The organism is Streptomyces sp. NPDC059201 (assembly GCF_042754585.1).
Classification (GTDB): Bacteria; Actinomycetota; Actinomycetes; order Streptomycetales; family Streptomycetaceae; genus Streptomyces.
This window is the reverse complement of record NZ_JBHZBB010000004.1, coordinates 476,721-491,501: the sequence shown is the minus strand read 5'-3', so window position 1 is coordinate 491,501 and position 14,781 is coordinate 476,721. Positions and strand designations below refer to the sequence as shown.

14 protein-coding genes are annotated in these 14,781 nt (G+C 72.7%); 6 read left to right on the top strand and 8 right to left on the bottom strand.

What is annotated here, in order from left to right; genetic code table 11:
• Window positions 1-19 precede the first annotated feature (19 nt).
• Window positions 20-826 carry a BTAD domain-containing putative transcriptional regulator gene (locus tag ACFXMG_RS16670; RefSeq protein WP_383818170.1) on the top strand — a complete coding sequence of 269 codons (807 nt, stop codon included), beginning with the start codon at window positions 20-22 and terminating at the stop codon, window positions 824-826.
• On the opposite strand, the gene ACFXMG_RS16665 is transcribed toward ACFXMG_RS16670, so the two are convergent.
• The 3 genes from ACFXMG_RS16665 to ACFXMG_RS16655 all read right to left on the bottom strand — a co-directional run bounded on the left by ACFXMG_RS16665 (window position 766) and on the right by ACFXMG_RS16655 (window position 3,518).
• Window positions 766-1,437 (bottom strand): ScbR family autoregulator-binding transcription factor, encoded by a 672-nt coding sequence (locus ACFXMG_RS16665; RefSeq protein WP_383818172.1) that lies wholly within the window; start codon window positions 1,435-1,437, stop codon window positions 766-768. The genes ACFXMG_RS16670 and ACFXMG_RS16665 overlap by 61 nt on opposite strands.
• Before the next feature lie 30 nt (window positions 1,438-1,467).
• A complete protein-coding gene (locus tag ACFXMG_RS16660) occupies window positions 1,468-1,968 on the bottom strand; it encodes a pyridoxamine 5'-phosphate oxidase family protein (protein ID WP_383818174.1) in 501 nt (166 codons plus the stop codon).
• A gap of 77 nt (window positions 1,969-2,045) precedes the next feature.
• A complete protein-coding gene (locus ACFXMG_RS16655; protein WP_383818175.1) occupies window positions 2,046-3,518 on the bottom strand; it encodes an MFS transporter in 1,473 nt (490 codons plus the stop codon).
• 213 nt (window positions 3,519-3,731) lie between these two features.
• On the opposite strand from ACFXMG_RS16655, the gene ACFXMG_RS16650 reads away from it, so the two are divergent.
• On the top strand, window positions 3,732-4,166 hold the full coding sequence (locus tag ACFXMG_RS16650; RefSeq protein ID WP_383818176.1) for a winged helix-turn-helix transcriptional regulator: 435 nt from the start codon (window positions 3,732-3,734) through the stop codon (window positions 4,164-4,166).
• A 116-nt stretch (window positions 4,167-4,282) separates the two neighbouring features.
• Complete coding sequence (locus tag ACFXMG_RS16645; RefSeq protein WP_383818178.1) at window positions 4,283-4,774, top strand: hypothetical protein; 492 nt, start codon at window positions 4,283-4,285, stop codon at window positions 4,772-4,774.
• 39 nt (window positions 4,775-4,813) lie between these two features.
• Here the strand turns inward: ACFXMG_RS16645 and ACFXMG_RS16640 are convergent, their stop codons facing one another.
• Window positions 4,814-6,148, bottom strand: a complete 1,335-nt coding sequence (locus tag ACFXMG_RS16640) for a hypothetical protein (protein ID WP_383818179.1) — start codon at window positions 6,146-6,148, stop codon at window positions 4,814-4,816.
• Window positions 6,149-6,358: 210 nt separating this feature from the next.
• Between ACFXMG_RS16640 and ACFXMG_RS16635 the strand changes: the two genes are divergently transcribed.
• The gene (locus ACFXMG_RS16635) at window positions 6,359-6,736 is read left to right on the top strand and encodes a hypothetical protein (protein ID WP_383818180.1); all 378 of its coding nucleotides are present in this window, start codon (window positions 6,359-6,361) and stop codon (window positions 6,734-6,736) included.
• 98 nt (window positions 6,737-6,834) lie between these two features.
• On the opposite strand, the gene ACFXMG_RS16630 is transcribed toward ACFXMG_RS16635, so the two are convergent.
• The 3 genes from ACFXMG_RS16630 to ACFXMG_RS16620 form a co-directional block, all read right to left on the bottom strand.
• Window positions 6,835-8,460 carry a transporter gene (locus ACFXMG_RS16630; RefSeq protein WP_383818182.1) on the bottom strand — a complete coding sequence of 542 codons (1,626 nt, stop codon included), beginning with the start codon at window positions 8,458-8,460 and terminating at the stop codon, window positions 6,835-6,837.
• Window positions 8,457-9,308 (bottom strand): ABC transporter ATP-binding protein, encoded by an 852-nt coding sequence (locus ACFXMG_RS16625; RefSeq protein WP_383818184.1) that lies wholly within the window; start codon window positions 9,306-9,308, stop codon window positions 8,457-8,459. The genes ACFXMG_RS16630 and ACFXMG_RS16625 overlap by 4 nt, the downstream gene beginning before the upstream one ends.
• Window positions 9,309-9,394: 86 nt before the next feature.
• Window positions 9,395-10,075 (bottom strand): bifunctional DNA primase/polymerase, encoded by a 681-nt coding sequence (locus ACFXMG_RS16620; RefSeq protein WP_383818186.1) that lies wholly within the window; start codon window positions 10,073-10,075, stop codon window positions 9,395-9,397.
• A 292-nt stretch (window positions 10,076-10,367) separates the two neighbouring features.
• Between ACFXMG_RS16620 and ACFXMG_RS16615 the strand changes: the two genes are divergently transcribed.
• Window positions 10,368-11,750, top strand: coding sequence for a transcriptional regulator (locus ACFXMG_RS16615; protein ID WP_383818188.1), 1,383 nt, complete (start codon window positions 10,368-10,370; stop codon window positions 11,748-11,750).
• Window positions 11,751-11,921: 171 nt separating this feature from the next.
• Window positions 11,922-13,394, top strand: coding sequence for a hypothetical protein (locus ACFXMG_RS16610; RefSeq protein ID WP_383818189.1), 1,473 nt, complete (start codon window positions 11,922-11,924; stop codon window positions 13,392-13,394).
• Between the two features lie 36 nt (window positions 13,395-13,430).
• On the opposite strand, the gene ACFXMG_RS16605 is transcribed toward ACFXMG_RS16610, so the two are convergent.
• Complete coding sequence (locus tag ACFXMG_RS16605) at window positions 13,431-14,711, bottom strand: ABC transporter substrate-binding protein (protein WP_383818191.1); 1,281 nt, start codon at window positions 14,709-14,711, stop codon at window positions 13,431-13,433.
• Window positions 14,712-14,781: the final 70 nt, after the last annotated feature.

Sequence of the window (14,781 nt, the reverse complement as noted above, 5' to 3'; positions counted from 1 at the left end):
GTCAGAAGGGGAGTGCGTCATGAGGTTCCACCTCATCGGGCCGTTCCGGATCGTCACCGACGACGGCCGGGTCCTCCCGTCGGCGTCGCCCAAGGTCTCCCAGGTCCTCGCCGTGCTCCTCACGCCCGCCGGTGATCTCGTCCCGCCCGACACCCTCATGCGTGAGCTGTGGGGCTACGACCCGCCCCGCTCCGCCCTCAACACCGTGCAGACCTATGTCCACCATGCGCGGAGAATCTTGACGGAGGGTCAGGGGGTGGAGGGTGGTGCCGCCTCCCTCGCCACCCGCTTCGGTGGCTACACCCTGCACGCCGACGAGAGCGCCGTCGACGTCATGGTCTTCGAGCGGCTCGTCGCCCGGGGGCGGGACGAACTTCACGCCGGGTACGACGAGGAGGCCGCCGCGACGCTCGACCGGGCGCTCGCCCTTTGGCGTGGGCCCGTGCTCTCCGGCGTACCCGTGGGGCCCGTCCTCGCCGGGAGGGTCGTGCACCTGGAGGAGCTGCGGATCGGGGCGCTCGAACTGCGGGTCGACGCGATGCGGCGGCTTGGCCGGCTCCGCGAACTCGTTCCCGCCCTGCGGTCGTTGGTCCACGACCACCCGCTCAACGAGTGGTTCCACACCCAGCTGATCGACGCCCTCCGGCTGGCGGGCCGCCGGGCCGAGGCGCTGGACGCGTACCGGGCGCTCCGCCGCGTCCTGCGCGACGAGCTCGGGCTCGAACCGTCACCGGACGTCCAGCGCCTGCACCAGCGGCTGCTGGGTCAGCCGCTGGCGCCGGGCGCCGTCTCCTGGCCGTCACGACGGGCCGTCATCTCCTCGTAGAGGCGCGCGGCCCGGTCCGGCGAGACCTCCAGAGCGGACAGGACGTCCGGCCGCGCGACGGCGGGCAGCAGGAGCCGGAGCAGGCCGGTGATCTCGTCGGCCAGGTCGTGCCGGTCCGGCAGCCCCTCCGTCACCACCTGCACACCGGTCCAGGTGGACACCAGCATGCGGGCGATGTCGGCCTCGACGACGTGCGGAAGGAGCTCCCCGCGCCCCCGCGCGTCCTGGAGCGTCGCCGTGAGCAGCGCGATCCAGTCGGGCCAGGCGGTGCCGAACTCGCGCCGGGAGTGCAGGTCGACCGCCATCCGCAGCGCCGCGCTGAGCATCGGCTCGCGGGGCAGCCGGTACGACAGCAGGAGCAGGATGTCGACGATCTCCTGGAGCTTCACCTCCTGCGGGCGTACGCCGTCGGTGGTCACGGCGCCCTCCAGGACCCCGCGCGCCAGGTCGCCCTTGGACGGGAAGTGGAAGTACAGCGCGCCCTTCGTCACCTCGGCCCGCTCTAGGACCTCGGCGATCGTCGTCGCCTTGTAGCCGCGCTCGTCGAAGATCGCCGCCGCCGCCTCCAGGATGATCCTCCGGGTGCGGATCGCCCGTTCCTGCTGCGCCACGGTCCTGCCTCCCTCGAACTCGTCCGTACCCTATCCCGCGCTCCGGGCGGGCTCACCGGTCCAGATCCGGCTCTGGAGGTCCGTCCCGCGCACCACCTGCACGCGCCAGGGGTCGATGCGCAGGACGTGGTACGCGGGATCCTCGGGCCCGCCCGGCCAGTACCGGACGGGGTCGTACCCGACCCCCTCCGGGCTGCCCTTCCGGTACAGGTCCCACGTGTACCGTCTGACCTCGGGATCCTCCGCCCAGGTCGTGACGCTGTCGACGAAGACCGCGTTCTGGCGGGGGCTCCAGTAGGCGTAGGTGGTGTGCGGGTTGCGCGCCAGGTGGGCGACCTTGACCGGCGTCCGGTGGACCGCCAGCCAGCCGACGGGCCTTCCGTCGACCGATTCCCATACGGGCAGGAGGACACGGGCGCGCGGCCGCGATTCCTTGTCCACCGTGACCATCGTGCAGTAGGCGATGGACTGGATGTATCCGAAGAACTGCTGCTCGATCTCCGCGAAGGAATCCACCTGAAGCGCGGCCATGTTCTTTCCTCCTTTATCCGGGGCGGCTCGGAAGGAATAAATCCGATCCGGGGGAATAACACTTCCTACGCCGGCGGCTATCGCACCGGCACCGACTCGACGGGCACCGGGGCGTCGGGAGCCCCCGAGGCGACGGGCTCCGCGCCGGTCGCGCCGGTCGCGCCGTTCGTACCGGTCGTACCGTTCGCGCCCGACCGGCTCCGCAGTCCGAAGGCGCTGATGACGGCGGCGACGAGGGCGGCGACCAGCGGGACGACGAGAGCCGCCTGGTAGCCGTCGAGCAGGGCCGAGGGCGAGGTGCCGTCGGTCGCCGCGATGTTGACGGCGGTCACGGAGGACAGGCCGAGCGCCGCGCCGAACTGGAAGGACGTGTACAGCAGACCGCCGGCCACGCCCTGCTCCTCCTCCGCGATGCCCTCCGTCGCGACGATCGTGAGGGGCCCGTACGCGAGGGAGAAGGCCAGGCCCAGGATGATCAGGCTGGGGAACATCGCCATGTAGGTCCAGTCCGCGCCGACCGGCAGGAAGAGCGCGTACGAGAGCGCGGCGAGGAGCAGTCCGCCGAAGATGACCCGCGCGTTGCCGAACCGGGCCACCAGCCGGGGCGTCAGGGTCGGCGAGAGCACCGCGTCGACGCCGATGACGATCAGGGCGAAGCTCGTCTGGAGGCTCGACCAGCCGCGCAGCTCCTGGAGGTAGAGCACGGCGATGAACTGGAAGCCGAAGAAGCCCGCGGCGAAGAGCATGCCCGCCAGGTTGGCGCGGACGAGGCTGCCGGTGCGGAAGATGCCCAGGCGGACCAGCGGCGAGGCGGACCGGCGCTCGATCGCGGCGAAGGCGAGGAAGAGGGCGAGGCTCGCGCCGATCGTGACGGCGGTCCAGGCGGCGGACGCGTGCGTGGCGCGCTCGACGCCGAAGACGAGGAGCAGGATGGCGGCGGTGACGGTGAACGCGCCCGCCAGGTCGACGCCCTGGCCCGTGCGGTCCGGGCGCGGCGACGTGGGGATGAGCGCGACGGCGGCGATGAGGATGATCAGGGAGAGGATGACGGGCGCGAAGAACACCCAGCGCCAGTCGATCGCGGACAGCAGACCGCCGACGACGAGGCCGATGGAGAAGCCGCCGGCCGCGGTGCCGGAGTAGACGAGCAGGGCCTTGTTGCGCTGCGGGCCCTCCGCGAAGCTCGTGGTGATGATCGAGAGGCCCGCCGGGGTCATGAAGGCGGCGGCGACACCGGTCACGAAGCGGGCGACGATCAGCATCCAGCCCTCGGTGGCGAAGCCGCCGAGACCGGAGAAGAGCAGGAAGACCACGAGCCAGAGGACGAACATCCGGCGGCGCCCGAAGAGGTCGGCGGCCCGGCCGCCCAGCAGCATGAACCCGCCGTAGCCCAGCACGTAGGCGCTCATCACCCACTGGAGCATGCCGGTGGACATGTCCAGGTCCTCGCGGATCGCCGGCAGCGCCACGTTGAGCATGGCGACGTCGATGCCTTCGAGGAAGATCGCGCCGCACAGCACGAAGAGCACGCCCCACGTGCGCCCGCTCATCCGGTCGGTGCTGCCCGGAAGGGATGGAGATGTGGACATGGAAAGGCCCCCTGTCGGCGAAGGAATGGTGGTGCGGGACGAGCCGCATTCTTGGTCCGCGCGCGTGGAGTTCCCTTGAAGTCCACGTGAGGCATGCGGGCTGACGGCGGGTCACGGAAAGCGAGTCCGGATTTCGCTTGTGACCCTTCGAATCATCAGGCAGCCTCGGGAAGCATGGAAGAACGCACTTTCACGTCACCTGGTCACTGCGAAGGAACCGAACAGGCGTACGAGGTTCTTCAGTGGGACGCCCGCGAGGGGTGCGAGGTGCGCCAGATCCTCGACCGCGTCGCCGACAAGTGGTCACTCCTGACCATCGCCCACCTGGAGCGCCAGTCGCTCCGCTTCTCCGAACTCCGCCGCCGCATCGAGGGCATCAGCCAGCGGATGCTGACCGTGACCCTCCGCCAGCTCGAACGCGACGGCCTCGTCCTCCGCACCGTCCACCCCGTCGTCCCACCCCGCGTCGAGTACGCCCTCACCCCGCTCGGCGCCACCCTGCACACCACGATCCAGGCCCTCGTCGACTGGACCGAGACCCACCAGCAAGAGATCGCCCAAGCCCGCGCCACCTTCGACACCCGCCAGGAGCAAGCCCTCACCTCCTAGGGCGGGCCGCACCCCAGGCACTGAGGCGGGGCCCCCGACCCCGCCCCGCCCCACCCCGACCGAAGGCCGTTTCAGTGTCACCTGCACGGATATTCGCAGTCGCCCCGCTGGCTCTGGTGATTCTCGCCCTGTCCGGCTGCTCTTCCTGGATCTGCAACGACACGACGGCGGAGCGCGGTGAGGCCGGCGTCAGGGTGCAGGTCGTGGGCATGGACGGACGGCCTCTGGGTGTCACCGCCGCGGTCGTCGACTGGCGCCTTGAGCCCCACCCGCAGGAGCCCTCCAAAGGCGACCAGGTCCGCTTCCGCTTCCGCTTCCGCTTCGACAACGCCAACGGCTATTCCGACGCTGCGGTGGACGCCTGCGCGGTCGACAAGAAGCGTGTGGTGCTGGGGTGTAAGACGGTCTACTCGTCCCAGGCGTTCGGGCCGGCCGACGATCCCCTCACGGGCGACGATTGGCTCGGCGTCCAGCATCCTGAGCAGGTCGCCGGAGTGTTGTTGATCCCCAATGACCAGTCTTACTACGGACGCACCTGTGAAGCGGACATGAAGGACGGTGGCGGGACGCATCCTCCGGAACAACCCAGGAGGGGGGAGGAGTTGTAGGGAGGCCAAGGCGGTCGAGCGCGAGGGGCCCAGCCAGTCTCAGCCCGCCTGCGGGCTCTCCGCGAGGGCTGTGCGCAGCGCCGCCGAGGCCGCCTCCACGTCCGTCGTGAACGTGTCCCGGCCCGCCGTTCGCGCCGCGCGGGACGCCACGTCCAGGGCGTCGCGCCAGGGGGTGGCGAGGCTCGGCAGGAGGGACGGTGCCGCGGCGGCGGCGCGGCGGATGATCGAGTCGCATATGAGGTGGGTCTCCAGGGCGACCCGCCACGCCTCCGCCACGCGCTCCTCCTGGAGCAGCAGCTCCGCCATCGCCGCCAGCGCGGCGGCCTTCGGGGCGAAGGTGGAACCCATCCGCACCCTGACCGACGCCGAGTACGACTCGTGGTCGGTCAACTCGTGCCTCAGGCGCACCATCTCGTCCAGCGGCAGCGGTACGCCCTTCCGTTCCCGCAACAGCGACTCGCCCGCCGTGAGCGCCTCCGCCAGCGACGGCGGCAGCATGCGCGCGGCCACCTCCTCCTCCCGGGCCACCGAACCCGGCTGTATCTCCTCGGCCCGGGCCAGTACCGGCTCGGCCTGCCGCTCCCGGCCGGCCAGCCGCAGGTGCAGGCCCTCGCGGGCCAGCGCCTGCCCGAGCCCGCCGAGGCCCGCCTCGGCCGCCTCCCGTACCACCAGGTTCACCGCGAGCGCCGCGTCCCAGCTGCCCCGTGCCGCCTCCAGCCGGGAGGCCGTCTCCCCGGCGGCGTCCGCCATGTAGCCGGCCTGCTCCCGGTCCAGACCGCCCTGCTGCCGCGTCAGGTCCTTGTATCGGGCCAGCGACTGCTGGGCACAGGCCAGCGCCTGGTCCGTGTCCCCGACCTTCAACTGCACGGTCGCCGCCAGCGCCAGGACCCGCGCGAAGTCCGGGAGCAGCGGATGCGGCGACTCGTACGCCCCCGCCTCCACATAGGCGCCGATCGCCCGGTCCACGTCGGCGAGCGCCGCCATCGGGCGGCCCGCCTCCCCGTACGCCCGGGCCCGCCGTATCAGCGCGTCCGCCGCCAGCAGCGCCGCGTTCGGCAGGCCGCTCCTCCCGTAGGCGTCCACGCACCCGCCCAGGTCCGCCACCGCCGCGTCCGCGTCCCGGAGCGCGAGCCGGCTGGAGGCCCGCGAGTAGAGCAGCGCGCCCCGCATGTGCCACAACTCCGGGTCGTCCGGCTTCGCCCGGAACAGCTCGTCCAGATACCCCGCCGACCGGTCGAACGCGTCGACCGCCGCCCGCGCCCGGCTCGGCAGCACCTGGTGCGCGATCCCCTGCTCGTACGCCTCCTGAGTGAGCCCCTTGAGCCGCTCCGTCTCCTCAGCCGTCAGCCGCCCGCCCGCCTCCGCCGCCCCCACACCCCGACCATCCGACACCCCACCCACCGGCGTCCCCTCGACGCCCTTCCTCTTCCGCCGCCCGAAGAACCCCACGCGAACCTCCCCCGTCGCCGCCCGAACCCCTCCCCAGCATCATGTCCCGCACCCCCCACCCCCGACACCCCTGTGGACAACGCCCTGTGGAAAACCCTTCGCAGCCGCGATCCCCACCCGGATACGGTCACCGCCATGAACAGCCGCCAGCCCCAGCCCCACCCCCACCCTCAGCCGACGACGACCCTCTGGCGCCCCACGGGCCCCGAGGAGCTCGCGCTCGTCCGCGAGCTGGACTGGCGCGCCTGGCCGCCCCGCCTCCCCGAGCAGCCGATCTTCTACCCGGTGCTCAACGAGGACTACGCGATCCGCATCGCCCGCGACTGGAACGTGAAGCACGACGGCTCCGGCTACGTCACCCGCTTCGAGGTCGACTCCGCCTTCCTCGCCCGCTACCCCGTCCAGCAGGCCGGCGGCCGCACGATCCTGGAGCTCTGGGTCCCCGCCGAGGACCTCGACGAGTTCAACGCCCACATCGTCGGCCCGATCACCGTCACCCACGAGTTCCACTGACCGCAGGAACGCAGGGAACGCGGGAACGCAGGAACGCAAGAGCCGCTCGGCGCGCATCCAGTGCGCGCCGAGCGGCCCTCGACCCCCGTGTTCCCCCGTCAGCCCTTGCTGACCGCCGCCAGGATCTCCGGCAGCCGCTTCAGCATGCGGCCCGACATGAGCTTCAGGGCGGTCCAGGTGAGCAGGGCTCCGTAGGTGACGCCCAGGGGGAGGAGGAGCCAGAGCATGCCGTGGTGGTCGGTGACGCGGAGCCAGACCAGGAGGGCGATCAGGGGGGCGCACAGGAGGGGGCCGGCGAACATGCCGCCGAAGATCGCGGCGACCGCCATGCCGCCCTGGCCGGGCGCGACGTTGCGGCGCGCGTCCTGGGGGATGCCGTACGGGTACCTCACCGAGGCGACGACGCCCAGTGCCACCATCGCGCCGAGCAGGGCGAAGGCGAGGCCGAAGACTTCGGGGAGCTGGGTCCAGCCGCCTGTCACCAGGGCCGTCGCCACGGCCACGAGGACCGTGAAGGGGACGGTGATCGCGATCATCACGTACGCCCGGTCGCGCAGCTCCGCGTACGCGTCCGCCGGGGTCGCGATGGTCTGCGCCACCATCCAGAACGCCGACGAGTCCTGCCCGAACTGGTTGAACATCTGCATGCCGAGCATCCCGGACGCGAAGCACGCCCAGTAGACCGAGCCGGCCTCCTGGAAGGCGTTGAACAGCGGGACGAGCGCGCCGATGGCCAGCGCCGTCACCCACGCCGCCTTCGTCTTCGGGTCGCGCCAGATGTAGCGGAAGCAACGTTCCATCACCGCGCCCGTACGGCCTCCGGGCAGCAGCCGCGCCAGCAGCCCGCGCCCCTCCGCCGGATCGCGGACGGTGTCCGGGGCGGCGCCGATCGTCGAACCGTCCGGCTCGACCATCAGGCGTACCAGGCTCCGCCGCCACCACCACAACAGCGCAACGAGCGCCAGCACCGCGGGCAGCAGCCGGGAGACGGCGCCGACGGGATCCCCGTCCGCCGCGGACCGGACCGCCGCCACCGCGGAGGCGGGCGGCAGCCAGCCCACCACGGACGCCACCGTGTCGAGCACCGACAGGTCCTTCGCGCGGCCCAGCGCCTGCGCGCCGAAGTTGACCGCCTGGATGCCCAGGGCGATCACCAGACCGCTCAGCAGCGCCATGTCCCGCCCCTTGCGGGAGGTCAGCAGCCGTACGTTCGCCGTCGCGATGGCCCGCGACAGCGCCACGCACACCAGCAGCACCAGCGGCACCGCGAGCACCGCCGTCACCGTCGCCGCGGCCCCGTGCGCCACGGCGGCGACGGCCCCGACGGCGAGGCAGAGCGTGAACAGCGGGCCGATGCCCACGAGGGAGGCCACCAGCAGGGCCCTGACCAGCGGCTGCGGCCGCAGCGGCAGCATCACCAGCCGCGACGGGTCCAGCGTCTCGTCCCCGCTCGGCAGGAACAGCGGCATCACCGCCCAGCCGAGCCCGAAGACCCCGACCGTCAGCACCGCGACCGCCCCGGCCGCCGCGTTCCCCCGCAGCAGCAGGAAACCCAGCACCATGAAGGCGGCGATCAGCAGCACCACCACCAGGGAGGCCACGAACGCGGCCGTACGCCCGCCGGACTGCCGCAGCCCGTTCCGCATCAGCGACAGCTTGAGGCGTACGAAGATCGGGGTGAGCGCCACCGAAGCCGCGGCGTCACGCGTCGTCGGCGCCGTCACCGGGCCTCGCCCTTGCCGCCCAGCCAGTCCAGCGAGTCCCCCGCCGCCGCCCGGTCATGGGCGCCGACCAGCTCCAGGAACGCCTCCTGGAGGGTGGCCGCCGAGCCCTTCACCTCGGCCAGCGGACCCTGCGCCCGGATCCGGCCCCCGGCCATCACCGCGACCCAGTCGCACAGCGATTCCACCAGCTCCATCACATGGCTGGAGAAGACGACGGTCGCGCCGGAGGACGTGTACCGCTCCAGGACGCCCCGGATGGTCTGCGCCGACACCGGGTCGACGCCCTCGAAGGGCTCGTCGAGGAAGAGCACGTCCGGGTTGTGCAGCAGCGCCGCCGCGAGACCGATCTTCTTCCGCATGCCCGTCGAGTAGTCGACGACCAGCTTGTGCTGCGAACCGGCCAGGTCCAGCACGTCGAGCAGCTGGGTGGCCCGCTGGTCGACCTCGGCGCCGGGCAGCCCCCGCAGCCGCCCGCTGTACGCCAGGAGTTCACGGCCCGAGAGCCGCTCGAAGAGCCGCAGCCCCTCCGGCAGGATCCCGATCCGCGCCTTCACCCGCGCGACGGATTCCGGGTCGCGCCACACGTCGTGGCCGGCCACGCGGATCCGGCCCGCGTCCGGCCGCAGCAGGCCGGTGATCATGGAGAGGGTGGTGGTCTTGCCGGCGCCGTTCGGCCCGACGAGCCCGATGAACTTCCCCGCGGGCAGCACCAGATCGATCCCGTGGACCGCGATCTGCTGCCCGAACCGCTTCCACACCCCCTCCACCTGCACCGCGGGCGCCGCACCGGATGTCTCCGGTACGGCGCCCGTCGGTTCGAACGCTCCGTCAAATGCCTGGTCAGGCATGTTCCGTCAGCCCTTCGGTCGTCCCCGTACGACGCTGTTCGCGCCTTACCGGCCACCCTAAAGGCCCTGTGACGGAAAACCACAGGTCACTGGCGTCGGGCCCGCGATTCCGCCGCCTCGCGCCCGCACGCGTACGCGAGGGCGCTGATCAGCTCCTCCGCGTCCGGCAGCCAGCGGTTGGCCGGAGTGGGGCGCCGCGCCCACTGCACCGCGCCCCGCCCGCCGATCCGGGTGGGCGGCGCCGCCACGTAATGGCCCTCCCCGCGCGTGGTGAGGTCGAGCGAGCCAGGGGTCCAGCCGAGCTTGCGGATCAGGTCGGGCACCTTGGCCGAGGCGCCGGGCAGCACGAAGAAGAACATCCGCCGGTCCGGGGTGCAGGTCACGGGACCCAGCGTCAGCTCCATCCGCTCCATGCGCGCGAGCGCGAGGAAACCGGCCGCCTCGGGGACCTCGATCGCGTCGAAGGTGCGTCCGGTGGGGAGGAGGATCGACGACTTCGGCTGCTTCGACCACATGCGCCGGGCGCCCACCCCGCTCCCGGTCGCCAGTGTCGACCAGTCGGGTTTCACGGCGTGGCCGCCCGGCAGGGGGCAGTCGGCGGCGCCACAGGAGCAGCGCTCCCGGCCGTCGGCGGCTTCCAGCCAGGTCCCCGGGAACACGTCCCAGTGCCGCTCCTCCGCATACCGCACGGCGCTGTCGAGCAGCTGCTCGCCGCGCTGCTTGGGGATCTGTGCCGCTTCCGTCGTGACTCCGATGCTCTCATCCACGTCGAAGACAACTGCGCCCGTCACCTGGGGTTACGGGCGGGGCGGCGCCGGGGGTGAGGCATCGATCCTGCATGCGGGGCGCATGGGTGCACGCGCGGGGGCGCGCGGGGGACCGGGGAGCGGGTGAGGGGTAGGGAAGAGGGCGGGGACGGACACGGGCGGGGGCCGGGAGGGGTGCCGGTGGCCGTCGGACGACGTGTCCGGTTTCGCGTGTTCACATCGGCATTGACCGGATATCCGCAGGGCAGTGATCATTCCGTGTCCGTACCCGTCCCGTCTGGGGGTTCCACCCATGGCAGCCAGGCCACTCGTGCCACGACAGCCCAACGAACGGCTCCAGGCGCTCATCCAGGAGGCCGCGTGCTCCAACGCCGGTCTCGCCCGCAGGGTCAACATGGTCGGCGCGGAGCGCGGTCTCGACCTGCGGTACGACAAGACGTCGGTGGCGCGGTGGCTGCGCGGGCAGCAGCCGCGCGGCCGGGCGCCCGGGATCATCGCGGAGGCGATCGGCCGCAAGCTGGGGCGGACGGTGACGATCGACGAGGTGGGGATGGCCAACGGCCGGAACCTCGCGGCGGGCGTCGGCCTCCAGTTCGCGCCGACCGTGCTGGGCGCGATCGAGCAGGTCTGTGAGCTGTACCGCAGCGATGTGGGCCGCCGCGACTTCCTGACCGGTTCCGCGGTGGCCGCGTCCGCGCTCGTGGAGCCCAGCAGGGACTGGCTGATCACCGGCACGGACGCGCAGGTGGCGCGCTCGGCCGGGGCGCGGGTCGGCCGCTCGGACGTGGCGGCGGTACGGGAGATGACGGCGGCGCTCGTCGACCTGGACCGGCGCTTCGGCAGCGGGCACGTCCGCCCGGTGGTGGTGCACTACCTGGACAGCGTGGTGTCGGGGATGCTGTCGGGCGCCTACCGGGAGGCGGTGGGCCGGGAGCTGTTCGGCGCGGTCGCCCGACTGACCGAGCTGGCCGGGTACATGGCCGTGGACACGGGCGAACCGGGTCTGGCGCAGCGGTACTACATCCAGGCGCTGCGGCTCGCGCAGGCGGCCGGGGACCGGGCCTACGGCGGGTACGTGCTGGCCGCGTCGATGAGCCACCTGGCGGCGGAGCTCGGGAACCCGCGGGAGATCGCCCAGTTGGCGCGCGCCGCGCAGGAGGGGACGCGCGGCGGGGTGCCGCCGCGCGCGGAGGCGATGTTCCTGGCGGCGGAGGCACGCGGGCACGCGCTGATGGGGGACGCGCGGGCCTTCGAGTCGGCGGCGGGGCGTGCCGTACGCGCGCTGGAGGCGGCCGATCCGGATTCCGGCGACGATCCGGCGTGGATCGCCCACTTCGACCAGGCGTACCTCGCGGACGAACTGGCGCACTGCTACCGGGACCTGGGGCGCGCGGAGGCGGCGGCCAGGGCGGCGGAGGAGTCGCTGGCCGGGCACCCGGAGGGGCGGGCGCGGCGGCGCGCGATCGGCCTGGCCCTGCTGGCGCACGCGCGCGTGCAGCAGCGGGAGATCGAGGAGGCGTGCCGCACCGGCACGCGCGCGCTGGAACTCCTCGGCACTCTGCGGTCGTCGCGCGGCGCGGAGTACCTGGAGGACCTGAGGGACCGCCTGGAACCCTTCGCGGCCGAGCCGGTGGTGCGGGAGTTCGAGGCGCGGCTGGAGGTGCACGCGGCGTAGGGCCGGTCCGGGAGTTCGTGCCTGTGGACTGGACCAAGTGGGGGTGGATGGTCTTCTCGGTGGAGGGGTTCCGTGGGAAGGGTGTTAGCGGGCTCACACGTGTGTGCGGAGCCGTGGATGTAGCCGGTAGCGTGGGCCGACGATTCCGTAGGTCCATCAGTAGGAGTCCCGGTGACGCAGAACGGACAGGGTCCGGAGCAGGGGGGCGCGCAGGCGTGGGGAGGTGCCTGGGGGCCCGGGGGCGCCCAGTCCCAGCCGGGCGGGCAGCCGCTGCCGCCCGCGCAGCCGCTGCCCCCGGAGGCGCCGGCCGCCGGTGATCTCCAGGCCACGCAGTACATAGCCCCGGTTCCGCCGCAGCCGCAGGGTCCGCCCGGGATGCCGCCGGCCGGTCCGCCGGCCGGGTACGGCTACCCGCCGCCGGTCGCCGCGCACGGCGCCGACATGCAGGCGACCCAGCACATCGCGCCCGTGCCGGGTGGCGTGCCGCCGGTGGGGCCGCCCGCCGGGTACGGCTACCCGCCGCCGGCCGCCGCTCCGGTCGCCGACATGCAGGCCACGCAGCACATCGCGCCCGTGCCGCCGCAGGCCGGTCCCGGTGGCGGTGCCCACACGCAGTTCCTGGGGACCGGCAGGCTGCCGCAGCCGCCCGCTCCGGGCGGTTCCGCCGACGCGACGCAGTTCATCGCCCCTGTCGCGAGCGGGCCCGTGCCGGGTGGACCCGTGCCCGGTGGGCCTGTTCCGGGTGGGCCCGTGCCCGGTGGGCCTGGGCCTTCGCAGCCGCCTGCCGAGTTCGACAGTCTGTTCCGGGACTCGGCGCCCGCGCAGCCCGCGCCTCCGGCGTACCAGCAGCCGGCCCCGGCTCCGTACCAGCAACAGCAGCACCACCAGCCGCCGCAGCCTCCGCAGCAGCAGTACGGCTACCAGGGCGGGGGCGGTTACCAGGCGCCCGGTGGGCAGCAGGAGGCGTACTACTACGACGACGAGCCCGAGCCGCCGCGCCGGAAGTCGCCGGTCGCGCTGATCGCGGCCGTGGTGGTGGGCTGCGCGGTCGTCGGTCTCGGCGTGGGCGCCCTGCTCAGCGGGGGCGACGAGGAGAAGGACCCGAAGGCCGGGCCGAGTACCGTCCCGAGCTCGCAGGCACCGGCGCCGAGCGGCGGCGCGTCCGAGGCGCCGGAGAAGCAGGCCGATCCGGCCGAGCCGCAGGCGAAGGAGCTGGACAAGCTGCTCGCCACCAGCAACGACAGCCGGGACGCGGTGATCAGCTCCGTCGAGGCGATCAAGCAGTGCAAGAACCTCGACAAGGCGGCCGCCGACCTGCGCGGCGCGGCCGAGCAGCGCCGGAGCCTGGTGACCAAGCTCCAGACGATCGGCGTCGACAAGCTTCCGGACCACGGGAGGCTGACGGCGTCCCTCACGCGCGCGTGGCAGGCGTCGGCGGCGGCCGACGACCACTACGCGGGCTGGGCCGACCAGATGAAGGCCAAGAACGCCTGCAAGGGCGGGAACGCCAAGAACACCAACCGGCTCAAGGCGGCCAACGACAAGAGCGCCGAGGCGACCAAGGCCAAGAAGGAGGCGGCCGGGCTGTGGAACCCGACCGCCGAGAAGTTCGGACTGTCGAAGCGGTCCGCCACCCAGCTGTAGGGGGCGGGCAGGGGAGGGCCGGGGCGGGCCGGGTGGTCAGCCCCGGTTGGTGACGGTGGGGCCGACGTCGACGAAGCCGGGCTTCTGCGCGACGAGCCGGCCCTTCCTGACCACCTGGAACGTCACCTCGTGGTTGACGATCCTGGGGAAGTCGGGGGCGGCGAGCAGGTCCTCGTACATCCAGCGCAGCGGCGGGGTGAGGCCGCCGGTGTCCACGCGGGTGCCCTGGTCGAGGGCGCCGGCGATGCGCGAGGCGGTGATGGTGTCGGTGTCGAGGGACTCGACGACCTTCTTGAGGACGGTGTAGGCGATCCAGGTCGTCTGGACGCCGGTGTCGGTCGGGTCGACCCGGTTGTCGGCGAAGGCGTGTTCCCGGATGACCTTCCGCATCGGCTCCCAGCTCTTGTCGTCCGCCTCGGGGTACCAGCCGGTGACGAAGGCGCCCTCGAAGGGGCTGCGGGCGCCGCCGGTGCGGTCGATGACGGGCTGGCCGACGCTGCCGAGGACGGAGGAGATCCGTACGGCGTCCCCGTCGTCGGAGTCCTCCTGGGCGCCGCCGGTCGCCTTCGGGAGCCGGCGGAAGGAGTCGAAGAAGGTCTGGGTCCGCTCGCCGAGGACGGCGGCGACGCAGCCGTCCTCCGTGCCCGCCTTCTCCCGGGCGCGGGCGGCCTGGGCGGTGTACTCGTCGGCGTCCTCGACGGCCGGGATGTCGACGGCGCCGCGCTTGCTCTCGTGCTTCAGCCCGGCGTCGAGGAGCTTGGGCAGCCGGTCGCCGGCGAGGGTGTCGGGGCGGACCAGGGAGACCTTGTGGCAGGACTCGGCGAGCTGGATGCCGTGCCCGGCGATGAGCGAGGCGAGGCCGCCGTTGACGGGGTACGAGAGGTGGCTGGTGAACTCGTCCTCCGTGATGCCGTAGCCGCCGATGTACGGGATGCCCGCCGCTTCGAGCGGGGCCATGAAGGCGCGGCCGTTCTGGCTGTACGAGCCCACGACGGCGACGGCCTTCTCCTGGACGGCGCGGCGGGCGCAGGTGGCGGCGCCGGACGGGGTGTTCTGTTCGTTGCAGGTGAGGACGCGCAGTTCGTGCCCGTCGATGCCGCCCTGGGAGTTCACCCAGCGGGCGTACGTCTGGGCCATGGCGGGCATGCCGGGCATGTTGGTGGCTCGGGTCTGGTCGGGGGCCCAGGTCATCACGGTGACGGGCTCCCTGGAGCCCCCCGTGGCACCAGGGAGCACGCCACACCCGGTGAGGAGCGACGCGCCGGCCGCCGCGGCGGTGAGGGACGCGAGGAGTGAGGACAGTCGCCTACCGGTCATGAGCACGCACGATTCCGCCTCATGGGTAACGCGGGAGTGTGCACCGTTCAACGGATGGTGACGTCGAGGT